We start from the raw sequence: 20,757 nt of genomic DNA on the forward strand, positions 1-20,757 counted from the left end.
CTCGCGAAGATCATTGGAAAGAGGTCGAGTCATCAGATGCTGGCCTCCATTCCAGCCAGCATCTTGAATCACAAAACCGACTGATCCGGAATCCCTTCGATTCCATCAACTCGTGAACCGCTCTAGCTCCTGTTGCTGAGGGGATCCTTCCCAAGGCCAGGTCATCGAAAGTCAAAGAGATGTGCCGCTTGAAGCCCTCACGCCACCGCCACACACTCGATCTCGATATCAAACTCCATCGGCCATGACGCCACCGGCACGAAACTGCGCGCCGGCGGGTTCACGCTGAAATACCGGGCATACACCCTGTTTATCGCGTTGTAGAAGCCGGAGTTGACGGCGTAGATGCGCACCATCACCACGTTTTCCAGCGAGGTGCCGGCCGCTTCCAGGCAGTGCTTCAGCGCCTTCAGCGACGCGTCTGTCTGGGTTTCGATGTCGCCACGCACCATCTCGCCGGTCACCATATCCACCGGCGGCGTCGCCGAGATGAACACGAAGCCGTTGGCCTTCACCGCCGTCGAACAGGGCAAGCCCAGCGCCCGCACCTTGTCCGACATGACGGGCACTTCGATGATTTCTTTTTTCATGGTGGTGCTCCCTTGTTGGCCAAGCTGGCGCCAAGGCCCCCTCACCCAGCCTCCGCTTCGCTCGGCTGACCTCTCCCCGAGGGGAGAGGAGATCACGAGCGCCGGCGCCAAGCTCTTCTCCCCAGCGGGGAGAAGGTGGACGCGAAGCGGCCGGATGAGGGGGCTTGCGCCGACTCCTGCGGTTATAGGCAGCTTATCCCGACACGGGCGGAACGCCAGTGCGGACGCATGGTCCAGCCCTCACCCCTGGCCCGGATAGGGCGTGCCGTCCTTGTGCAGGAACCGCCCGTCGGAACTCGGGCTCATCATGTCGACATCCGAGCAGGTGATCACATCGTCGGGGTTGCGCGAGCCGACTTCCAGGTAGCGCGCGGTGGCCAACGAGCGGTTGATCATGTGGTGGCCGTTGCCGCTGTTCTTGGCGAAGGTCGCGCAGTCGCCGGCCTTGAGCAGCGTTTCGCCGCCATCCTCGACCAGCATCAGTTCGCCCTCCAGCACATAGACGAGCTCGTCCTCGTGGCTGTGCCAGTGGCGCTGGCTCGACCAGCCGCCCGGCGGCAAGGTCATCAGGTTGACGCCGAAATCGGTGAGCCCACCGGCATCGCCGAGGCGGCGCCGCGTGCGGTCGGCGCAAGGGGCGTCGAAGGGCGGGGGATAGCCGGAGCCCTTGCGGACGGGCACGGATGCGAGGTCGATCTTGGGCATGGGGAGCTCCCGGGTGATGTGCGCAGTCTAGCGCATGGGGCGTGGAGGCACAGAGCCAAGTTGGGGGTGGGGGTTTGCCAGGGGAGTGGCAGGACGGTTGCGGTAGCGCTCTACGGCGCCCCCCTCTGTCCTGCCGGACATCTCCCCCTCTTGGGGGGAGATTGGCTGTCATCGCGGCCTTCGCCAATTTTCAACCATTGCCAGAAAGAGAGCCGGCACCGAAGCTGCCAATCTCCCCACTTGAGGGGGAGATGTCCGGCAGGACAGAGGGGGGCGCCGTAGAGCGCCAGCTGGATCCCCCCTAATGCGCCGCGCCGAGCTCCTTTACGTGCTTTTCATGCTCCTTCAGCGTCGGCAGCGTCTTCTTGGCGAATTCCTTCAGCGCGGGGTCGTCGCCCGATTTCGCATAGGTGCTGAACAGGGCGACCGCCTGCTTGTGGGCCTCGGTCTGCATCATCACGTATTTCTGGTCGAACTCCTTGCCGCTGGCGCCTTTCAGCTGGTCCAGCATCTGCTGGTCCTTGGGCTGCAGCGCGGGTCCGGCGGGCTTGATCGAGGCGGTGGTCTGCCCCTTGCTCAGCGCCTGCTTGAAGTCCTCGCCGGCCTTGGTGTGGTCCTTGATCATCTGGCCGGCGAAGGCCTTGACGTCCGCCGAGGCGGATTTCTGTTCGGCCAGCCTGCTCGACTGGATCTCGAATTCATTGGCGCTGGGCACGGTGCCGACAAAGGTCGGGGTGTCGACCTTGCTGTCGGGCAACATGGGCGCGACAGCGTTCGAATTGGTGCCGTTCGTCTGGGCAAGGGCTGCGGGCGCGACGGCGGTCAGCGCAACGGCGGCCATGGTCAGGAGCGTTTTCATCTGGGATCTCCGATCGGAATGGTTCCCTCGGGATTCCAACGCCGCAGGCGAGACGAAGTTGCGCGACGCCTCTCAGTGGCAGCACGCGTCGCCATATTGCAGCTGCTCGTTCCAGTTCGGCCGGCCCTCCGGCGTGAAATCCATCAGGTTCCACAGGATTTCGCAGGTACCGATGGCGCGCGGGTCCTGGCCGGGCTCGACCGGCGCGAAACCGAGTTCGGACGACCAGAAATGCCTGATGCCGTCACCGTCGCGGTGGAACACCGACAGCAGCGGGATCTGCGCGCCGTCGGCATCCTCGGCGTTGTAGTCGCGCTTGAAACTGTTGTTGGCCGAAGATACCAGCCGCATGTTGCGCCAGCCGCGATCGCGGCCGAGCGTGACGAGGTTTTCAAGCGCGGTCTTGGCCACGACAGCGAAGTTGAAGCCGGCCGCCTCGAGATGGCCGACCGCGCCGTCGAACTGGTCGAGCAGCGCCGTGCAGGACGGGCATGGCTGGTCGGGCCGCGCGAGCTTCGCCGTGCCGCCGCTGGTCGCCACGTCGCGCGTCTCCTGCGGGTGGCGCGGGAACATCATCTGGTAGAGGATCAGCGTGTCCTTGCCGGGTGCGAACAATTCCGAGAGTTTTATCTTCGCGGTCTTGCCTGACATATCCAGCCCATCGAACACATAGTCCTGCGGCACCAGCCCGCCCGGCGGCAACGCCCGGCGCGCCTCGGCCACGGCTTCCATGGCGCGGCGCAGCTCGATTTCCTTCTTCAGCAGCTTTTCGCGCGCGGTGCGGTATTTGGCGGATTCGTTGGGAAAGGTGATCATGATCGGCTCCTTCAAGTCGTCGCGCCGGCGTCCCGGCAGGGTGCTCTACGACCCAAGGACGTTTCGCCGTAACCGGTTCCGACATTTTTACGCGCCCGCAACTGCCTCACCCCTTGACCCCGCCGGCGGTGAGGCCGGAGACGATCTTGCGCTGGAAGATCAGCACCAGCACCACCAGCGGCACGGTGACGATCACCGAGGCCGCCATGATGTTGCCCCACGGGATTTCGAACTGCGAATTGCCGGAGAGCAGCGCGATCGCCACCGGCACGGTCCGCCGCGCATCGTTGGAGGTGAAGGTCAAGGCAAACAGGAACTCGTTCCACGCGCCGATGAAGGCCAGCAGTCCGGTGGTCGCCAGCGCCGGCCACATCAGCGGCAGGAAGATGCGCGTGATGATGATCCATGGCGTCGCGCCGTCGAGGATCGCCGCCTCCTCGACCTCGACCGGCAGGTCGCGGACGAAAGCGGTGAGCACCCAGACGGTGAACGGCAAGGTGAAGATCATGTAGGAGAAGATCAGCGCGAAGAGCGAATTGTAGAGGCCGAACATCCGCACCAGTTCGAACAGCCCGGCCAGCACCGCCACCTGCGGGAACATCGAGACCGACAGGATGGCGAACAGCAATGCCGAGCGGCCGCGAAAACGGATACGCGCCAGCGCGTAGGCGGCGGTGACGCCAAGGAACAGCGAGAGCGCCACGACCGCGCCCGAGACGATCAGCGAATTCAGGAGGTTGTGCACGAAGGCGCCTTCGGCCAGCACGTTGCGATAATTGCCGAGGCTGGGCGCCTTCGGCCACAGATCGGCCTGGAAAAGCGCGGTCCCCGATTTCAGGCTGGTGACGATGGCGTAGTAGAACGGGAACACCGCGATGAGAACGATCGCCCCGATCAGCAGATAGAAGGCTATGCGCTTCAGGATCCACATCTCAGCGGCCTCCTTCCATGCTTATCCGGCCGATGCGGATGGTGAGGATGGTGAGCAGAGCGAGGATCAGGAAGAGCAGGGTCGAGGCGGCCGAGCCATAGGCGAACTTGTCGAATTCGAACAGGTTCTCGCGGGCGAACACCGACATCGACTTGGTGTGCGCATTGTTGGGCGTCAGCACATAGATCAGGTCGAAGATGCGCAGCGCATCGAGCGCCCGGAAGATCACCGCCACCATCACCGCAGGGCGGATCAGCGGCAAGGTCACCCGCCAGAAGATCTGCCAGGGATTGGCGCCGTCGAGCCTGGCGACCTCGATGATCTCGCGCGGCAGCATCTGCAGCGCGGCCAGCATCAGCAGCGCCATGAACGGCGTCGTCTTCCAGATGTCGACGATCAGCACCGCGGCCATCGCCGTGTCGGCACTGGCGGTCCAGGCGATCTTGTGGTCGATCAGCCCGAGATTGATCAGCACGACATTGATGATGCCGAACTGGTCGTTCAGCATCCACTGCCACATCTTCGCCGAGACGATGGTCGGGATCGCCCAGGGGATGAGGATCGCCGCCCTGACGATGCCGCGGCCTCGAAATTCGGCGTTGAGCACCAGGGCGACGATCATGCCGAGGATCGTCTCGCAGGTCACCGAGACAACCGCGAACCGCACGGTGTTCCACACGGCACCCCACCAGACCGGATCGAGAAGCAGCCCGTCGTAAATGACCCGCCCGCTCGGCATGCGCAGCACCGAGACATAATTGGCGAAGCCGACCCATTGGCGGGCGTCGAGATCGGACAGCGAGGCATCGGTGAAGCTGAAATAGACCGTGCGCGCAAGCGGCCAGCCGGCGGCGGCGGCGAGCACCAGAAGCATCGGCGTCAGGAACAGCCATGCCGAGCGCACACGCTGGCGCATCAGCCGCGAGCCAGAGCGCCGGTCGGCGGCCGGTCGCGCGCTCACCAGCCCTTGCCTTTCAGCCGGGTCAGCGTCGCTTCGAGGTCGGCCAGGTTGTCGGCGGCGCTGCCCTCGCCGGACAAGGTCTTGTGGACCGCGTTCCAGAACTGGCTCGACGCCTCATTGTACTTGTTCCTGGTCACCGCCGAGGGTCGGGGCCCGGCATTGAGGAAGACCTCTTTCCAGTGTGGAATGATCGGCTGTTGCCGGGCGATGTCGGCATCGTCATAGAGCGCCTGGATGGTCGGCAGGTTGGCGGTCTTGAGCGTGCGGTATTTCTGCATTGCCGGCGACGCGATGAACTTGACCAGTTCGATCGCCGCATCCGGGTGCCTGGAATATTTCGAGACCGCAAGGTTCCAGCCGCCGAGCGTCGCCGCCGGCCGGGCGCCCTGGCCCGTGCCGGCCGGCAGCGGTGCGACGTCGAACTTGCCCTTGATCGGTGACCCCTGGCCGTTGCCCAGCGCATAGGCATAGGGCCAGTTGCGCATGAAGACCGCATTGCCGGTCTGCCACACACCGCGCGATTCCTCTTCCTGGTAGGCGAGCACGCCCGGCGGCGCGATGGTGCCGATCCAGGCCTTGGCCATGTCGAGCGCGGCCGCCGCCCGGGCGTTGTTGATGGAGATGGCGCCATCCGGCTCGACGATATGGCCACCGCCGTTCGACACCACCCATTCGAACGCGTCGCAGGTCAGCCCCTCATAGGCATTGCCCTGGAAGACGAAGCCCCAGATATCCCTGTTGCCCGAGGCCCGCTCCTTGTCCATCACCAGCCTGGCGGTGTCGCCCAGCTCCTTCCAGGTGGCCGGCACCTTGGCGCCGTATTTGTCGAGCAGATCCTTGCGGTAGTAGAGCGCCGGCGCATCGGTGAAGATCGGCAGCGCCACCAGCCTGCCGTCGACGGTCTGCGACTGGATGATCGACGGGAAATGCTTGCCCACGACATCCCTGGTCGCCTCGGTCAGGTCGACGAACTGGCTGGCGAGCTGCGGCGCCCAGATGACGTCGGTCTGATAGACGTCGACATCGCTGTTGCCCGCGGCGAGCCACAGCCTGTACTGGCCGAACTGGTCGGTCCCCGACGACGGCATGGCGACGATGGTGACCTTGTTGCCGCTTTCTTTCTCATAGCGGTCGAGGATCTCGCGCAGCACCTTGATGCCGTTGCCGGTGTCGCCCGACACGATCGACAGCTCGACCGCGCGCGCCGAACCTGTCGCGAGAACGGCAGCGACGCTCAACGCCAGCAATGCGTGGAAAACCTTCATCGGGTGGATCTCCCTAGGCAGCCGGCGGCGCACAGCGCCGGCAGCCGGTCAGACCCCACCGTTCATTGAATGCGGAGCAGCGCTTTGGGTTCCCGAACAGGCCATCCCCGGTGGCCGAACAGGCCATCCCTGGTGGCCGAACAGGCCATCCCCGGTGGCGATGACGGCACCGATCAGCGTCGCTGGTCAGCCTTCCCAGGCGACGGGCCTCATGCCCAGCCGCTCGTAGAGCCGCACGGCGGCGGCGTTCTCGAGCGTATTGGTCTTGAGGTCGACATGGGCGGCACCCCGGTCGCGAAAAATGGCGAAGGCGTGCCACATCAGCGCCTCGCCGACCCCTTTGCCGCGCGCCTCGGGATGAACGGCCAAGTCCTTGACGAACGCCGAGGTCCAGCACAGTGCGGCAGCCGCCAGCCGGCCCTTGGCATCGATGACGAGGAAACACAACGCCGGGTCGAATTCCGGGTCTTCGGAAATGCGCGGCCACCATTCGTCGAAGGGGCCGTCGGTGCCATCGTCGAACACTTCGCCCAGCAACGCATGCAGGGGCAGAGCGTCGCCATGTCCGAAGCAGCGCATGGCAAAGCCGTCCGGCCAGTGCGGCGCAACCAGCGTCTCATCGAGGATTTTGCGCAGCCGGATGTCGTTTGGAGCCGGCGGGCGCGGTTCGGGCATCGCGCTCAGGCGTCGGGCTGAAGACGCCCGCGCCTGCGGTCGACACCGAGGCCGGTCGCCTCGAGCAGGCCCTTGCGCTTGGCGTCGAAATAATAGCCGGTCTGGTAGAGCCAGTCGGCCTTCTTGGCGTTGCCGTTCGACACCAGCCAGGCGCCGCGCAGATATTTGACCGCGTATTTGAGGTTGGTCTCGGCGTCGAACAGGCCCTTGGCCGGCCCGTCATAGCCCATGCCGCGCGCCGTCGCATGCTTGATCTGCATCAGCCCCCAATGGCCGTTATTGTAGGCCTTGGGATTGAAGGTGCTTTCGCGGTTGACGACATGGCGCACCAGATCCACCGGCACCTGGTAGAAGGCGGCGTATTTGACGATCAGCCGGTCGACGTCGCCGCGCATGCCGGTCGCATGCTGCTCCGGCTCGACGGGCGCCGACGGGAACTGCACCAGCGCGGCCGGGTTCTGCGGCACGACATAGGCTACCTGCTGCACGCCGGGCATTTTCTGGCCGCCCTTGGCAACCGCCGGCACGACAAGCCCGGCGGTCGTGTAGGTCCCGGCCGCCTCGATCGGCTGGCCGGCCTTGGACGGCGGCGGCGCCTGCCAGGCATTGGCGGCCATCACCGCGGGCATAGCCGGCGAGGTTGGGGTCGCCCCGGCAAAGGCGGCGGTCGCCGCAGCCGGCTGGACGGCCGGATCGAGTGCCGGCGTAGCCGGGCTCGGGGTCAACTCAGCGGTCTGAACCGGTGTGATTCCGGAGGATTGCGGCAGCACCGAAACCGTGTCCGGCAGCGGCACGGTGAAGCCGGCATCGCTGCCTGCCGTGGTCGCGGTTTCGGTCAGGGACGGCGCGGCCTTCATCTGCGAGGTCGAGGTGCAGCCGCTCATGCCGGCTGCCGCCACGATCACGCCGATGGCGATAAGGGTTTGTTTTGCTGGCAAGCCGCGCTCGGAGTCCGGTTCGTCGGGTCGTTAAGATTTCCCTTACACCAGCGATTCTTGGGTAGCAATCGGGGCCATCTGGTGGTTTTCGGGTGGCGGGACGCAGGCAGCGATGCCATATTGTTCCTGATATGTACCGGCGGGAATCCCGGATTCCGCCGCTTTGCGGAAAGGAGCGCAGCATGAAAACGGCATCTTCGATCACGGCTGGCCACGCAGTGTTAGAAACAGTGATCGGTTTCATGGGCATCGCCTGGAGTGAAAAGGGCCTGATCCGGCTCTGCCTGCCCGAACGCAGCCGCGAAGCGGTGGAGCGGCGGCTGATGCGCCACCCCGGCGTTTCCGCCTCCACGGCCCAGCCGTCATGGGTGGTCGAGCTGATCGCCTCGATCAAGGCATATGCCGCGGGCGAGGACGTCGATTTCACCGGTTTTCCCGTCGATCTCGACGGCATCGACGATTTCCGCCTCGCCATCTACGACGCGGCACGAAAACTCAGCTATGGCGAAACCACCACCTATGGCGAACTCGCCAAGCGCGCCGGCCATGCCGGCCTGCCGCGCGAAACCGGGGCTGCCCTTGGCGCCAATCCGGTGCCGCTGGTCATCCCGTGCCACCGCATCCTTGCCGCCGGCGGCAAGATCGGCGGCTTCTCGGCGCCCGGCGGCTCGGTCACCAAGGAAAAGATGCTGGCCATGGAAGGCGTGCGCGTCGGCCCGCCGCCGCCGGCGCAGGTGTCCTTCGGGTTTTGAGAGCAGTAGCCGCTTCCGGCACCGGAAGCGCCAAAAGTCGCTGTTTGCAGGCCGGCTGAATATCGATACACCCTAATGGCGCCGGATGAACCGGTGCCTGAAATGCTCGTTGTCCGGCCGCTTGCAGATATAGACCGGGCAGGACCTGGTGTCGGCGCTCGGCACGTAGGCGCGCGTCCTCACCTCGCCCATGGTGCAGAACTGCTGGCTCTGCACATAGCGGTCGTAGAGCGGCAGCCCCGGTACCCGCGTCGACTGATAACGCAGGATGACCGCGCCTTGGCGCGCGATCGTCGACTGGACCTTGCCGCAGCTCATACGCATGGGGTCGTAGCGCGAGATCGCCTGCGCCTGGGCGGCCACCAGCGTGAGGCAGGCGGCAAGCAGGATGGTTTTCATGGTCCTCCCCTCGATCCGCCGCCCGGGGACGGCACAATCTTGCGCCACGGTTTCACCAGATTGGGGCGGCCGTTGGGCGGCCCCGATCACGGCTTTTTCACGCAGTCTTGTTTTTTGTGCGAAAGCAGCCTATATCAGCCCCATTGATATTTCGGCCGATCGATCCGGGCCTCGCGATCTTCGCGTTTGCTGACGTCTATCTCCAAAATCTCGATGCACACCGGCTGGACTTCGGTCTGGTCATACCAAAGCAAATGTGAAGGACTATTTATATGGCAACTGGAACGGTCAAGTGGTTCAATGCCACCAAGGGTTTCGGCTTCATCCAGCCTGACAGCGGCGGCGCGGACGTTTTCGTCCACATCTCGGCTGTCGAGCGCGCTGGACTGTCGACCCTGGTCGAAGGCCAGAAGATCAACTTCGAGATCGAGCAGGACCGCCGCACTGGCAAGTCGTCCGCTGGTTCTCTGAGCAAGGCAGCCTGATTTTGAAAATGGCGCGCGCCGGACGAGAGTTCGGGGCGCGCGGCAAGTCACGGATGTACTGACGGTCGCGCGAGAAGCGCGCCGGAGTGGAAAGACCCGACAAGCTGGAACAGCAGATAGCTGCCAGCCCGGACCGGACGCTCCCGATCAGGCTACCGAAATGGGAAGGCGGGATTCATCCCGCCTTTTTATTTGTCTGGATTTTGGATGCTGGCGATTGGCGAATCGACCACACAGCGTCCTTCTCCCCGTCACTATACGGGGAGAAGTGCCCGGCAGGGCGATGAGGGGCAGCGCGACGCGCCCCGAGATTATTGATCGCAAAGCTAACAGGATATCAACCGAGGCTGGCGCCGCCCCTCATCTGGCTGCCGCCATCTTCTCCCCGCAAAACGGGGAGAAGGACGCTGTGTCACCGTCTGCGTCTACCCCACCCACTCGATCGGCACATGCCTCGGGTCCGACTCCACGCGGCCGAGCCAGGCGGCCACCGCGGGATAGGCGTCGAGCTGGAAGCCGCCCTGCTCCGCCGTGTGCGTGTAGGCATAAAGCGCGATGTCGGCGATGCTGAACGCACCGGCGAAGAAGTCGTTGTTTTCGAGATATGTGTTCATGACGCCAAGCGCCTTGTTGCCACGCTCCAGCGTCACCGCCAGCCGCTCGGGCGTGGCATCGGCGGCGCGTTCGGGAAAGGTCAGCAGCGCCTTGCGCACCGCGATATAGGGCTCGTGGCTGTACTGCTCGAAGAACAGCCATTGATAGGCGAGCCCGCGCTCGTATCTGTCCGCCGGCAGCAGGCGCGAGCCTTCGGCGAGATAGAGCAGGATGGCGTTGGATTCGGCCAGCCGCCGGCCGTCGTCCAGCTCCAGCAGCGGCACCATCGCGTTCGGGTTCTTGGCGACAAAATCGGCTTTGCGCGTATCGCCGGTATGCGAACTCACCTCGACAGTGGTGAAGGCGAGGCCGAGCTTGGCCATCAGCAGCCGCGGCTTGTAGCAATTGCCGCTGTCGATCATGCTGTAGAGTATCATTGTGGTTCCCCGGAGCGCTGCTTCTGCGTGCGGATTATCGCAGCGGCGCCATCCTCAACCAGTGATTTCTTTTGGCACGACCATCAACGCCGCTTATGCAACGGCACGACCTTGTTGTCGAAGCCCAGCAGCGCGTCGACCGCAAGCGGCTCTTCGTTGAAGATGGTGCCGGCAAGCGCGGGACGCCCGAGAAGAAATCCCTGCAGCAAATCGACCCCGCCTTCGAGCGCGACACGCAGGTGGGTCGGCTGCTCGATGCCTTCGACCAGCACCTTGGCGCCGCGGTCGTGCAGGCTGGACACCAGCGGGCGGAAGAAGCGTTCCGCTGCGGCATGGCGGCAGAACTCCGCGAACCAGCCGCCATCGATCTTGACGATGTCGGGCTGAAGCAGGCTCACCCGCTCCTCGGTCGAGTGGCCGGTCCCGAAATCATCGATGGCGATGCGGATGCCGTCGCGCCGCATTTCACGAACCAGCCTTGCCAGCAGCGCATCGTCCGCCGCCTGTTCGGTGATTTCACAGACCAGCATGGCGGGCGCCAGGCCGAGTTCGTCGAGATGCCGGCTCATCAGCCGGATCTCGGCCAGCGCCCGTCCAGCATGGTCGTTGACCAGTGGATTGTAGTTGAAGAACAGGTCGAGCCCGTCGACGCCGATATTGTGGAAATTCCTGAGATGCAGCACGCGGCACATGGTTTCGACGAACAGCCGGTCCGCAGCCGCGACACTGTCGAAGAACATCCGCGGCGACCCCGGCCGGCCGGCGCGGTGCGGCTCGATCAGGCCTTCGACGGCCACCGCTTGCAAGCTGCCGCCGCGCGGGGCGTAGATCGGCTGGTAGGCGCTGCGCAGGCGGAAGTCGCCATGGACGCCATATTCGATGCCGATCTCGTCGGCGAAGATCGCATCGACCATGGTGCGCCGCCGCTCGACGCTCATGGCGATACCCTGCGTCCGAAGGCTTTTGCGGGCCGCCCCTTGCGCGGCGTCGCGGTGACGGGAGCGGACATATGGCTTGCGGCGGGGGCAGGTTCCGGACTGCTCTTTGCGAAAGCGCGGAAACTCGTCGGCGCCAGTTCGGGACGGGCCAGCACGTAACCCTGGACCATCGAGGCGCCCGATCGCTCGGCCAGCTCCAGTTGCCAGCCTTCCTCGATACCCTCGAACACGGTGCGGATGCCCTGGTCCTCGAAGCTCCTGACCATGGACGTCAGCAGCGCGAAACCGGCCCCCGATTCCATCAGTTGCGTGATCCAATGCGCATCGAACTTGACGATGTCGGGCTTCAGCTCCTTGACGCGGGTGATATCGGAATCGTCGGCGCCGTAGTCGTCGACGGCGATCCGGAAGCCGTTGGCTCTGAGCGCGGCGACGAAGCTGTGCAGGGTCTCCTGCGATGCCGATCTCTGCTCCGTCACCTCGCAAACGACGCGGCCCGGATCGATACCGGCCTCGTGCAGCACCAGCCGCATGTCACGCAAGGCGTTGTCGACGATCGATCGCTCGGTGAACACCGACGGGTCGAAATTGACGAAGATCGATGCCTCCTGGGGCAGGCAGGCGCCGGCATTGAGCAGATGCAGTGTCCTGGTCAGCGCTTCGACATGCAGGCGGTCGGCCGCCGGACATGTCGAGAAGAAGGTCATCGGCGATTGCGGCTCGCCGTCGCGAAATGGGCGGATCAGCCCTTCGAAGGCGGCGACCGACAGCTTGCCCTCGTTGAAGGCAAAGATCGGCTGGAAGGCGCTTTGCAGCGTATAAATGCCCCAGACACCGCTCGAGGTGCCGTCATCATGACGGATGATATGGGCAAGTCCGATGCTGCGTGACAAGGGTTCCTCGCTCCGCGACCAGGCGGAATTGAACGGCGATCCTGCCATGCAAGCCTCTACCGCCCGTTAATGAATTTATTGTTGCCGATCACGCCTCATTGACCGCGCCGTCCCACCTGGCCCAGCCGACAAGGCTTGCACTGACGGGAATGTTGCGACATGAGAAGCGCCGCGGCCGCTCATGGCCGCGCCGATCCTTTGGAGAGACAAAAGGTCATGGCCTTTCTTGCCGACACCCTTTCCCGCGTTAAGCCTTCCGCCACCATCGCGGTGACGCAGAAAGCCCGCGAGCTGAAAAATGCCGGCAGGGACATCATTGGCCTTGGCGCCGGCGAGCCTGATTTCGACACGCCCGACAACATCAAGAATGCGGCGATCGAGGCCATTCGCCGTGGCGAGACCAAATATCCGCCGGTTTCGGGCATCGTGCCGCTGCGCGAGGCGATCGCGAAGAAGTTCAAGCGCGAGAACAATCTCGACTACAGGCCCGAGCAGACCATCGTCGGCACCGGCGGCAAGCAGATCCTGTTCAACGCCTTCATGGCGACGCTGAACCCCGGCGACGAGGTCATCATCCCTCGCCCCTACTGGGTCAGCTATCCCGAAATGGTGGCGATCTGCGGCGGCACGTCGGTGTTTGCCGACACCTCGATCGACAATGGCTTCAAGCTGACCCCCGCGGTGCTGGAAAAGGCGATCACGCCGAAGACCAAATGGCTCTTGATGAACTCGCCGTCGAACCCGTCGGGCGCGGCCTATACGGAGGCCGAATTGCGCGCGCTGGCCGATGTGCTGTTGAAGCATCCGCAGGTCTGGACGCTGACCGACGACATGTACGAGCACCTGACCTATGGCGACTTCGTCTTCAAGACCATCGCCGAGGTCGAGCCCAGGCTCTACGAGCGCACGCTGACCATGAACGGTGTCTCGAAAGCCTATGCGATGACCGGCTGGCGTATCGGCTATGCCGCCGGTCCCGTCCAGTTGATCAAGGCGATGGACATGATCCAGGGCCAGCAGACCTCTGGCGCCTGCACCATCGCGCAATGGGCTTCCGTCGAGGCGCTCAACGGCCCGCAGGACTTCATCGCCAAGAACAAGGCGATCTTTCAAGGCAGGCGCGACCTCGTCGTATCGATGCTCAACCAGGCGCGCGGCATCACGTGCCCGTCGCCGGAAGGCGCCTTCTATGTCTATCCGTCCTGCGCCCAGCTGATCGGCAGGAAGACGAAGGCCGGCAAGCTGATCGACACCGATGAGACCTTCTGCTCGGAACTGCTCGAGGCAGAGGGCGTCGCGGTGGTGTTCGGCTCGGCCTTCGGCCTCGGCCCCAACTTCCGCATCTCCTACGCCACCTCGGAGACGTTGCTGGAGGAAGCCTGCGCGCGCATCCAGCGCTTCACGGCATCGCTGACCTGATCAGGTAAGTCCGAAACAAACCCGGCGTCACCGCTTTCAGGCGTTACCGCCGGGTTTTGTCAATCCAGGCTCGGCACTCAGCCGCCATATTGCGCCGGCGTCACCGCTTCCAGCCAGTCGGCATGGACGCCGTCGAGCGCCTCCTGCATGGCGATGTGCGTCATCGCCGATTTCGGCGCCGCGCCATGCCAATGCTTCTCGCCAGGCGCGAATGAGATGACGTCACCGGCCCTGATTTCCTGGATTGGTCCATCCCATGTCTGCGCCAGGCCGGCGCCAGCGGTCACATAAAGCGTCTGGCCAAGCGGATGCGTGTGCCAGTGGGTGCGCGCGCCGGGCTCGAAACTGACCAGCGTGGCCCTGAGCCGCGCCGGCGCCTCCGTCTCGATGATCGGCGTCTGCAGAACCCGGCCGGTGAAGTATTTGTCCGGCGCTATGATGGTCGGCACGCTGCCGCAAGCTATGATCTTCATCGTCTGTCCCTGGAGTTGGTGGGAGCTGGCGAGGCGCCGGCCCCTTGTAGTCAAATGCATTCTCGGCCCGGATGGGCCCGGACGCAACCGGCCGGGTCACCTCGCTCGGACGAAGGCCTGATTTTTTCTTGACCACGAACCTTGCCCGCATGGGACCGCCGCGCTGCTTGCCGGCCGCTCGGTCGAACCGCTCGCGCTCGGCGCCTGAGCCGGCCTGCCCCGCCGGCCTCCTATTTTCCTTGCCCTCCCGGCAAACAAGTGGGACGATAATCGCCGGCAGGTCGAAACAGACCCGCCCGCGACGGTCGAACAGGCCGGCCGCCGCTCAGGACCGATTGACCTTGGCCTGAACCATGAATGCCAGTCGGTCCCCAGGAAAAACGCCTGAGTGGAGGTCAGCCATGGGTAATCGCGCCGGAGGACGACGCACGGGACCGAAATGCATTGCCATAGTCGGTCCCTTCGCAAGCGGTAAGACGACACTTCTCGAAGCCATATTGGCCCGTACCGGCGCCATTCCCCGCCAGAACCCGGTTTCCTCTGGCAATACCGTTTCAGATCATTCGCCCGAAGCCCGCGCCCACGCCATGAGCGTCGAGGCGTCAATCGCCACCACCGAATTCATGGGCGAACAGTTCACCTTCATCGACTGCCCCGGATCGATCGAATTCTCCTTCGAGGCCGAACCAGTGCTGGCCGCCTGCGATGTCGCGGTGGTCGTGGCCGAGGCCGACGAAAAGAAGATCCCCGCTTTGCAGCTCATCATGCGCAAGCTCGACGATCTCGGCGTGCCGCGCATCCTGTTCCTCAACAAGGTCGACAAGGCGATCGCGGGCGTGCGCGACACGCTGAAGATGCTGCAACCGACAAGCGCCGCGCCGCTGCTTCTGCGTCAGATCCCGCTGCGCAAGGACGGCGTCGTCATCGGCTCGATCGATCTGGCGCTGGAGCGCGCCTACATCTACCGCGAATATGCCGAGAGCGAGGTGGCTCAGATACCAAGCGACGACAAGGCGCGCGAACTGGAGGCCCGCTTCTCCATGCTGGAGACGCTGGCCGACCATGACGATCAGCTGATGGAGCAGTTGCTGGAAGAGATCGAACCGCCCAAGGACGCGATCTTCGACGATCTCGCCGCCGATCTGCGCGACGGCGCGGTGACGCCGGTGCTGATCGGCACCGCCGAGAAAGGCAATGGCGTGCTGCGCCTCTTGAAGACGATCCGCCACGACGCGCCCGACATCGAGGCGACCCGCAAGCGGCTCGGCGCCCCGGACGGCAACGCGGCGGTGGTCCAGGTGATGAAGACCATCCACACGCCGCATGGCGGCAAGCTGTCGGTGTCGCGCATCCTGTCCGGCCAGGTCGCCGACAGCTCGGAGCTATGGCTGCCCGGCGGCGACACCGCCAAGGTTTCCGGCATCTACAGGATGCTGGGCAAGGACCAGGTCAAGCTGACCGCCGCCAGGGCTGGCGATACCGTGGCGCTCGGCAAGCTGGACGCGGTCAAGACCGGCCAGACGCTGACTTCGGCCAAGGGCGGGGCCAAACAGCTCTTCGATGTCGAGCCGCCGCAGCCGGTCTTCGCCTTCGCGCTGCGCCCCAAGGAGCGCAAGGACGAGGTCAAGATGTCGGCCGCCATCCAGCGCCTGGCCGAGGAAGATCCCTCGCTCAGCCTGCACCATAACCAGGACTCGGCCGAGACCGTGCTGTCTGGCCATGGCGAGATGCATCTGCGCGTCGTGCGCGAGCGGCTGGAGGGCAAGAACCAGATCCCGGTCGAGGGCCATGCGCCGGCGGTGCCCTATCGCGAGACGATCCGCAAACCGGTGCAGCAGCGCGGCCGTCACAAGAAGCAGTCGGGCGGCCACGGCCAGTTCGGCGATGTGGTGATCGAGATCAAGCCGCTGCCGCGCGGCTCCGGCTTCCAGTTCACCGACACCATCACCGGCGGCGTCGTGCCCAAGACCTACATCCAGTCGGTTGAAACAGGCATACGCGATTACCTCAAGTCCGGCCCGCTCGGCTTCCCCGTTGTCGACGTCGCGGTCAACCTGTCGGACGGCTCGTACCATGCTGTCGATTCCTCCGACATGGCCTTCCAGATGGCCGCCAAGCTCGCCATGAAGGAGGGCATGGCCGCCTGCTCGCCGGTGCTTCTGGAGCCGGTGATGAAGGTCGAGATCGTCACGCCGTCGGACGCGACGTCGAAGATCATCGCGCTGATCCCGCAACGGCGCGGCCAGATCCTCGGCTATGACGCGCGGCCCGACTGGCCTGGATGGGATGTCGTCGAGGCGACCATGCCGCAGGCCGAGATCGGTGATCTGATCATCGAGCTGCGGTCGGCCACTTCAGGCGTTGCCAGCTACCGGGCCGCCTTCGACCACATGGCCGAGCTGACTGGCCGTCTCGCCGACGAGGCGATGAACGCCAACGGCAAGGCCGCCTGATTTCGCCCGGTGGCCGATTTGGAATGCATGCGAAGCGCCCCCCTCGAAGGATCGAGGGGGGCAAAAACCAAAAACGACGCCCGGGGGGCCGGACGCCGTTTTGTTTTGCGGACCGTTTTCTTGGGAGGAAAAACGGCAGGTCCGCCGCGTGCAAGATCGCCGCGCTTCGGCGGGAAAAGGTTCGGACGCGGTAGCCGCCTGAGCCCGGGCCGTCCGAGTGATGCCCCCATCTCTCGTCCGAACCACACCGCGTCCTATCATCCATTTAGCAGATGAGGGGTGTCCTTGTCATGTTACCAGAGGTTACATGACACTGTTACGCGGCAATTCTGGTGAACTTTTCAGCCATCCCATTGGCATGCAGGCAACAAAAAAGCCGGATCAATGAAGATCCGGCTGAGTTTGATTGGAAGTGCCTGTTAAGGCTAACCTCCAGAGGGGAACACTCGAGGGCGCTAATGGGAGGAGAACGCGCCCAGGAGATGATCTATATATGTGCTCATCATGCCCAAGAAACAAGCATCTATTTTGCAACACACGCATGCAAAAAGGCACAGGCTGTGGTCCAACCCGTTCCAGAAGCCAATAGGACCAGCAGAATCGTGAAAATGAAGCTCGCTTTCGGGTCATTGTCGTCTCGAAAACGCCGATCCCGGCCGATTCTGCTCCCCAAATGCCGAAAAACACTGATGATGTGGAATGAGGCAGCAGCGGTTTAATTCAAAGGCAGTCAAGCGGAGATCAACCAATGCGCAGGTTTTCGGCAATTGCCGGCAGCGGCATTTTCCTGATTGCGGCCCCCGGCGTGGTCGCCGGGCTGATTCCCTGGCTGCTCAGCGCTCGCTGGGGCCTGCCATGGTCGCCCCTGCCCGGCCTTTTCTTCGCCGGCGGCGTGCTCATCGTCGCGGCCGCCGCCGTGCTGCTGCATGCCTTCGCCCGCTTCGCACTGGAGGGGCTGGGCACGCCCGCCCCTGTCGCACCGACCGAAAGGCTGGTGATCGGCGGCATCTACCGCCATGTCCGCAATCCGATGTATGTCGCCGTGCTGTCGATCATTCTCGGTCAGGCGCTGCTGTTCTCGAGCTGGTCGATCGCCGCCTACGCGGCAATCGCGGCGGCCGCCATGGTGACCTTCGTCAAGCTCTATGAGGAGCCGACGCTCGCCGGCCGCTATGGCGCCGAATACGAAGCCTACCGCCGCAACGTACCGGGCTGGCTGCCGCGGATTACGCCCTGGAAAGAATAGGCTTGCGGAGCTGACCTTGGATCAGAAGGACCAGCTTCTGGCCTTGGCGATGATGAAGTCGCGGAACACGTGCAGCTTGGCCTGGTTCTTCATCGCGTCGGGATAAGCGAAATAGGTGTCGAAGGACGGCACCTCGGTTTCCGGCAGCAGCTGCACCAGGCCGGAATCCTTGCTGATCACATAGTCCGGCAACATGGCGATGCCGGCGCCGCCCTGCACGGCGCGTTTGATCGACAGGATGTCGTTGATCTGCAGCGACGGCACGCGCTGGCCGCTCTCGAAATCGCCGACCGTCTCCAGCCAGTTCAACTCCGACAGATGCGACGGCACAGGCAGGCCGAAGGTGACGATGCGATGGCTTCTCAACTCTGCGATCGAGCCCGGCTTGCCGTGCTTGGCGACGTAGGATGGCGCCGCGTAGAGATGGAAATGCACGGTGAACAGGCGGCGCTGGATCAGGTCCGGCTGCTGCGGCTGGCGCAGCCGGATGGCGCAATCGGCCTGGCGCATGGTGAGGTCGAGCTCCTCATTGGCGAGGATCAGCTGCAGGCTGACTTCGGGATAGAGTTCGATGAACTCCTGCACCCGCTCGGTCAGCCAGCCGGCGCCGAGGCCGACGGTTGTCGTTACCCTGAGCACGCCGGACGGCCGGTCCTTGGTCTCGGTCAGCCGCGACTTGATGGTTTCCAGCTTCATCAGCACGTCATGCGCCGTGCGGAACAGCATCTCGCCCTGTTCGGTCAGCACCAGGCCGCGTGCATGGCGGTTGAACAGCGGCACGCCGACATCGTGTTCGAGCGCGCTGACCTGCCTCGAGATCGCCGATTGCGACAGATGCAGGGTCTCGGCCGCATGCGTAAACGACCCCGCTTCCGCCGCAGCGTGAAACACGCGTAGCTTGTCCCAGTCCAACGCCATGATTTCCCCTCGTTCCGGTTGGCGTTTGAATGAAAAATCAGGCTTTTACACGGCGCTTCTAAGCCGATTTTCTAACAGTTTTGCGAGCCGCCTATTCCGCTGCCTCGCGATGCACCTCGATGCCGGCCAGATATTTTTCCGCTTCGAGCGCGGCCATGCAGCCGAGCCCCGCCGCCGTCACCGCCTGCCGGTAGATATCGTCCGTCACGTCGCCGGCGGCGAAGACGCCAGGCACGTCGGTGCGCGTCGAATCCGGTGCTGTCCACAGATAGCCGTTCGGCTTCTGCTTCAGTTTGCCGGCGAACAGCTCGACCGCGGGCGCATGGCCGATGGCCACGAAGACGCCGTCGACCTTGAGGTGGCTCTCGGCACCGGTCACGGCATGCTTGAGCTTCAGCCCCTCGACCGAAGGCGGCAGCGGTGCCTTGCCGGGGCGCCCGGTGATCTCGTCGACGATCGTGTCCCAGATGACGCGGACATTGTCCTTCTTCAACAGCCGCTCACGCAGGATGCGCTCGGCACGGAAGTCCGAGCGCCTGTGGATGACGGTGACGCTCTTGGCGAGGTTGGACAGATAGAGCGCCTCCTCCACCGCCGAATTGCCGCCGCCGACCACCGCGACATCCTTGCCGCGATAGAAGAAGCCGTCGCATGTGGCGCAGGCGGAAACGCCGAAGCCCATGAAATCCTGCTCGGTCGGAATGCCCAGCCACTTGGCCTGCGCACCGGTGGCGATGATCAGCGCATCGGCCGTGTAGGTCGTGCCGGAATCGCCCTTGGCGCGGAACGGCCGCACATTGAGGTCGACCTCGGTGATGATGTCGTTGATGATGTCGGTGCCGACATGCTCGGCCTGCTTGAGCATCTGCTCCATCAGCCACGGCCCCTGGATCGGATCGGCGAAGCCGGGATAGTTTTCGACATCCGTGGTGATCATCAGCTGGCCGCCCTGCTGCAGGCCGGCGACGAGCATCGGCTTCAGCATCGCACGCGCGGCATAGACCGCCGCCGTATAGCCGGCCGGACCGGAACCGATGATGAGAACGGGCGCATGCTTGGTGATCATCTGGAGCCTCTGCGGGGCGGACACGGGTGTGCCTTGGAAAAAGACGTGGAATATCGCGCTTAATGTAAGGGCTGCCAGCCACGCCAGCAAGACGAACGGACCGTCGTCCCCGGAAAGCTTCGGCCCATGCGGATATTCGCGCGACGAGCGCTTTCGTTACCTCTCTAAAATCGCGTCGACGAGGGCTGGCTTCGCCACAAAAGTCGTTTAATTACAAAATCGCGAAAGATTCTTGCGCCACTGATCATCGAGAAACCCAATGCCCCTCAAGGCCGACCTTGACGCCATCGACTGGAAGATCCTGCGCGAGCTTCAGTCGGACGGGCGCATGACCAATGTCGAGCTCTCGAACCGCGTCGGCATTTCCGCACCGCCCTGCCTGCGCCGGGTCAAGCGGCTGGAGGAAGCCGGCATCATCCGTGGCTATCGCGCGCTGCTCAACGCGCCTGCGCTCGGGCTCGATGTCGTCGCCTTTTGCCTGGTCGGGCTGCATCATCAGGCCGATGCCGAACTGCGCATTTTCGCCGAGCGCACGCGCGGCTGGCCGATCGTGCGCGACGCCTGGATGGTGTCGGGCGAGTCCGACTTCCTGCTGCATTGCGTGGCAAGCGACCTCGGCAGCTTCCAGACCTTCGTCATCGAGGAACTGACCTCCACGCCGAACGTCGACACGGTGCGCACGGCGCTCACCATCCGCCGCGTCAAGGATGAGGGTTTGGTGTCGTTCGAACGCCCCTGAGGCCAGGCGAACGTCCGTCTCTGGGCGAATTCCTTGCGTTCGCCACATCGGCGCCGCGTTGGTATTCGAAAGACGCCGGTATGCAAGGCTGAACGGCTCTGCCGGACTTCACTGCTCGACTGGGCGCTTGACTGGTTTCTCAAGCAATTCCAGGAAGGGTGTGTAACGGTTTTCCGCCCGGAATTGCTTGAGAACAGATGGCACG

General features: G+C 64.1%; 22 protein-coding genes. 6 read left to right on the forward strand and 16 right to left on the reverse strand.

Translation table 11 applies throughout. The features are described from left to right. Positions 1-197 precede the first annotated feature (197 nt). From O7B34_RS22645 to O7B34_RS22685, 9 genes are all read right to left on the reverse strand, one after another. On the reverse strand, positions 198-590 hold the full coding sequence (locus tag O7B34_RS22645; RefSeq protein ID WP_337148204.1) for a RidA family protein: 393 nt from the start codon (positions 588-590) through the stop codon (positions 198-200). A gap of 240 nt (positions 591-830) precedes the next feature. Beyond that, positions 831-1,295 (reverse strand): cupin domain-containing protein, encoded by a 465-nt coding sequence (locus tag O7B34_RS22650; protein ID WP_337148205.1) that lies wholly within the window; start codon positions 1,293-1,295, stop codon positions 831-833. Between the two features lie 301 nt (positions 1,296-1,596). Next, positions 1,597-2,154 carry a DUF4142 domain-containing protein gene (locus tag O7B34_RS22655; RefSeq protein WP_337148206.1) on the reverse strand — a complete coding sequence of 186 codons (558 nt, stop codon included), beginning with the start codon at positions 2,152-2,154 and terminating at the stop codon, positions 1,597-1,599. A gap of 72 nt (positions 2,155-2,226) precedes the next feature. Further along, a complete protein-coding gene (locus O7B34_RS22660; protein WP_337148207.1) occupies positions 2,227-2,970 on the reverse strand; it encodes a DUF899 family protein in 744 nt (247 codons plus the stop codon). A gap of 106 nt (positions 2,971-3,076) precedes the next feature. Further along, on the reverse strand, positions 3,077-3,901 hold the full coding sequence (locus O7B34_RS22665) for a carbohydrate ABC transporter permease (RefSeq protein ID WP_337148208.1): 825 nt from the start codon (positions 3,899-3,901) through the stop codon (positions 3,077-3,079). Between the two features lies 1 nt (position 3,902). Next, the gene (locus O7B34_RS22670; RefSeq protein WP_337148321.1) at positions 3,903-4,817 is read right to left on the reverse strand and encodes a carbohydrate ABC transporter permease; all 915 of its coding nucleotides are present in this window, start codon (positions 4,815-4,817) and stop codon (positions 3,903-3,905) included. A gap of 41 nt (positions 4,818-4,858) precedes the next feature. Next, complete coding sequence (locus O7B34_RS22675) at positions 4,859-6,127, reverse strand: ABC transporter substrate-binding protein (protein ID WP_337148209.1); 1,269 nt, start codon at positions 6,125-6,127, stop codon at positions 4,859-4,861. 186 nt (positions 6,128-6,313) lie between these two features. Next, complete coding sequence (locus tag O7B34_RS22680) at positions 6,314-6,802, reverse strand: GNAT family N-acetyltransferase (protein WP_337148211.1); 489 nt, start codon at positions 6,800-6,802, stop codon at positions 6,314-6,316. 5 nt (positions 6,803-6,807) lie between these two features. Continuing rightward, complete coding sequence (locus O7B34_RS22685; RefSeq protein ID WP_337148212.1) at positions 6,808-7,740, reverse strand: lytic transglycosylase domain-containing protein; 933 nt, start codon at positions 7,738-7,740, stop codon at positions 6,808-6,810. Between the two features lie 182 nt (positions 7,741-7,922). Between O7B34_RS22685 and O7B34_RS22690 the strand changes: the two genes are divergently transcribed. Beyond that, positions 7,923-8,492, forward strand: a complete 570-nt coding sequence (locus O7B34_RS22690; protein WP_027143267.1) for a methylated-DNA--[protein]-cysteine S-methyltransferase — start codon at positions 7,923-7,925, stop codon at positions 8,490-8,492. A gap of 72 nt (positions 8,493-8,564) precedes the next feature. On the opposite strand, the gene O7B34_RS22695 is transcribed toward O7B34_RS22690, so the two are convergent. Further along, positions 8,565-8,891: a hypothetical protein gene (locus O7B34_RS22695; protein WP_337148213.1), complete on the reverse strand. Its 327-nt coding sequence runs from the start codon at positions 8,889-8,891 to the stop codon at positions 8,565-8,567. A 272-nt stretch (positions 8,892-9,163) separates the two neighbouring features. On the opposite strand from O7B34_RS22695, the gene O7B34_RS22700 reads away from it, so the two are divergent. Continuing rightward, positions 9,164-9,376 carry a cold-shock protein gene (locus O7B34_RS22700; protein WP_015316174.1) on the forward strand — a complete coding sequence of 71 codons (213 nt, stop codon included), beginning with the start codon at positions 9,164-9,166 and terminating at the stop codon, positions 9,374-9,376. Positions 9,377-9,801: 425 nt separating this feature from the next. Here the strand turns inward: O7B34_RS22700 and O7B34_RS22705 are convergent, their stop codons facing one another. From O7B34_RS22705 to O7B34_RS22715, 3 genes are all read right to left on the reverse strand, one after another. Beyond that, entirely contained in the window at positions 9,802-10,407 is a 606-nt protein-coding gene (locus tag O7B34_RS22705; protein WP_337148214.1) for a glutathione S-transferase family protein, read from the reverse strand. Between the two features lie 83 nt (positions 10,408-10,490). Continuing rightward, the gene (locus O7B34_RS22710) at positions 10,491-11,345 is read right to left on the reverse strand and encodes an EAL domain-containing protein (protein WP_337148215.1); all 855 of its coding nucleotides are present in this window, start codon (positions 11,343-11,345) and stop codon (positions 10,491-10,493) included. Beyond that, complete coding sequence (locus tag O7B34_RS22715; RefSeq protein WP_337148322.1) at positions 11,342-12,238, reverse strand: EAL domain-containing protein; 897 nt, start codon at positions 12,236-12,238, stop codon at positions 11,342-11,344. Before O7B34_RS22715 ends, O7B34_RS22710 begins: the two co-directional genes overlap by 4 nt. 216 nt (positions 12,239-12,454) lie before the next feature. On the opposite strand from O7B34_RS22715, the gene O7B34_RS22720 reads away from it, so the two are divergent. Next, positions 12,455-13,657: a pyridoxal phosphate-dependent aminotransferase gene (locus O7B34_RS22720; protein WP_337148216.1), complete on the forward strand. Its 1,203-nt coding sequence runs from the start codon at positions 12,455-12,457 to the stop codon at positions 13,655-13,657. 77 nt (positions 13,658-13,734) lie between these two features. Here O7B34_RS22720 and O7B34_RS22725 read toward each other — a convergent pair whose 3' ends face one another. Beyond that, positions 13,735-14,130, reverse strand: coding sequence for a (R)-mandelonitrile lyase (locus tag O7B34_RS22725; protein WP_337148217.1), 396 nt, complete (start codon positions 14,128-14,130; stop codon positions 13,735-13,737). 401 nt (positions 14,131-14,531) lie between these two features. Here O7B34_RS22725 and O7B34_RS22730 point away from each other — a divergent pair, with 401 nt between their 5' ends. Both O7B34_RS22730 and O7B34_RS22735 read left to right on the forward strand, forming a co-directional pair. After that, on the forward strand, positions 14,532-16,583 hold the full coding sequence (locus tag O7B34_RS22730) for an elongation factor G (protein WP_337148218.1): 2,052 nt from the start codon (positions 14,532-14,534) through the stop codon (positions 16,581-16,583). A 748-nt stretch (positions 16,584-17,331) separates the two neighbouring features. Further along, on the forward strand, positions 17,332-17,829 hold the full coding sequence (locus O7B34_RS22735) for a methyltransferase family protein (RefSeq protein ID WP_337148219.1): 498 nt from the start codon (positions 17,332-17,334) through the stop codon (positions 17,827-17,829). Positions 17,830-17,850: 21 nt separating this feature from the next. Here the strand turns inward: O7B34_RS22735 and O7B34_RS22740 are convergent, their stop codons facing one another. After that, positions 17,851-18,747 carry a LysR family transcriptional regulator gene (locus tag O7B34_RS22740; RefSeq protein WP_027143277.1) on the reverse strand — a complete coding sequence of 299 codons (897 nt, stop codon included), beginning with the start codon at positions 18,745-18,747 and terminating at the stop codon, positions 17,851-17,853. Positions 18,748-18,838: 91 nt separating this feature from the next. After that, positions 18,839-19,813, reverse strand: a complete 975-nt coding sequence (gene trxB / locus O7B34_RS22745; protein ID WP_337108155.1) for a thioredoxin-disulfide reductase — start codon at positions 19,811-19,813, stop codon at positions 18,839-18,841. 259 nt (positions 19,814-20,072) lie between these two features. Between trxB and O7B34_RS22750 the strand changes: the two genes are divergently transcribed. Next, the gene (locus O7B34_RS22750) at positions 20,073-20,552 is read left to right on the forward strand and encodes an Lrp/AsnC family transcriptional regulator (RefSeq protein WP_027143279.1); all 480 of its coding nucleotides are present in this window, start codon (positions 20,073-20,075) and stop codon (positions 20,550-20,552) included. The last annotated feature ends 205 nt before the right edge of the window (positions 20,553-20,757 follow it).

It is taken from the genome of Mesorhizobium sp. Cs1299R1N3, from assembly GCF_037179625.1.
Classification (GTDB): Bacteria; Pseudomonadota; Alphaproteobacteria; order Rhizobiales; family Rhizobiaceae; genus Mesorhizobium; species Mesorhizobium salmacidum.

Excerpts from the sequence above, each read along its gene's own strand:
- O7B34_RS22645 (WP_337148204.1), bottom strand. The coding sequence starts at position 590 with ATGAAAAAAGAAATCATCGAAGTGCCCGTCATGTCGGACAAGGTGCGG.
- O7B34_RS22650 (WP_337148205.1), bottom strand. The coding sequence starts at position 1,295 with ATGCCCAAGATCGACCTCGCATCCGTGCCCGTCCGCAAGGGCTCCGGC.
- O7B34_RS22655 (WP_337148206.1), bottom strand. The coding sequence starts at position 2,154 with ATGAAAACGCTCCTGACCATGGCCGCCGTTGCGCTGACCGCCGTCGCG.
- O7B34_RS22660 (WP_337148207.1), bottom strand. The coding sequence starts at position 2,970 with ATGATCACCTTTCCCAACGAATCCGCCAAATACCGCACCGCGCGCGAA.
- O7B34_RS22665 (WP_337148208.1), bottom strand. The coding sequence starts at position 3,901 with ATGTGGATCCTGAAGCGCATAGCCTTCTATCTGCTGATCGGGGCGATC.
- O7B34_RS22670 (WP_337148321.1), bottom strand. The coding sequence starts at position 4,817 with ATGCGCCAGCGTGTGCGCTCGGCATGGCTGTTCCTGACGCCGATGCTT.
- O7B34_RS22675 (WP_337148209.1), bottom strand. The coding sequence starts at position 6,127 with ATGAAGGTTTTCCACGCATTGCTGGCGTTGAGCGTCGCTGCCGTTCTC.
- O7B34_RS22680 (WP_337148211.1), bottom strand. The coding sequence starts at position 6,802 with ATGCCCGAACCGCGCCCGCCGGCTCCAAACGACATCCGGCTGCGCAAA.
- O7B34_RS22690 (WP_027143267.1), top strand. The coding sequence starts at position 7,923 with ATGAAAACGGCATCTTCGATCACGGCTGGCCACGCAGTGTTAGAAACA.
- O7B34_RS22695 (WP_337148213.1), bottom strand. The coding sequence starts at position 8,891 with ATGAAAACCATCCTGCTTGCCGCCTGCCTCACGCTGGTGGCCGCCCAG.
- O7B34_RS22700 (WP_015316174.1), top strand. The coding sequence starts at position 9,164 with ATGGCAACTGGAACGGTCAAGTGGTTCAATGCCACCAAGGGTTTCGGC.
- O7B34_RS22705 (WP_337148214.1), bottom strand. The coding sequence starts at position 10,407 with ATGATACTCTACAGCATGATCGACAGCGGCAATTGCTACAAGCCGCGG.
- O7B34_RS22710 (WP_337148215.1), bottom strand. The coding sequence starts at position 11,345 with ATGAGCGTCGAGCGGCGGCGCACCATGGTCGATGCGATCTTCGCCGAC.
- O7B34_RS22720 (WP_337148216.1), top strand. The coding sequence starts at position 12,455 with ATGGCCTTTCTTGCCGACACCCTTTCCCGCGTTAAGCCTTCCGCCACC.
- O7B34_RS22725 (WP_337148217.1), bottom strand. The coding sequence starts at position 14,130 with ATGAAGATCATAGCTTGCGGCAGCGTGCCGACCATCATAGCGCCGGAC.
- O7B34_RS22730 (WP_337148218.1), top strand. The coding sequence starts at position 14,532 with ATGGGTAATCGCGCCGGAGGACGACGCACGGGACCGAAATGCATTGCC.
- O7B34_RS22735 (WP_337148219.1), top strand. The coding sequence starts at position 17,332 with ATGCGCAGGTTTTCGGCAATTGCCGGCAGCGGCATTTTCCTGATTGCG.
- O7B34_RS22740 (WP_027143277.1), bottom strand. The coding sequence starts at position 18,747 with ATGGCGTTGGACTGGGACAAGCTACGCGTGTTTCACGCTGCGGCGGAA.
- trxB (WP_337108155.1), bottom strand. The coding sequence starts at position 19,813 with ATGATCACCAAGCATGCGCCCGTTCTCATCATCGGTTCCGGTCCGGCC.
- O7B34_RS22750 (WP_027143279.1), top strand. The coding sequence starts at position 20,073 with ATGCCCCTCAAGGCCGACCTTGACGCCATCGACTGGAAGATCCTGCGC.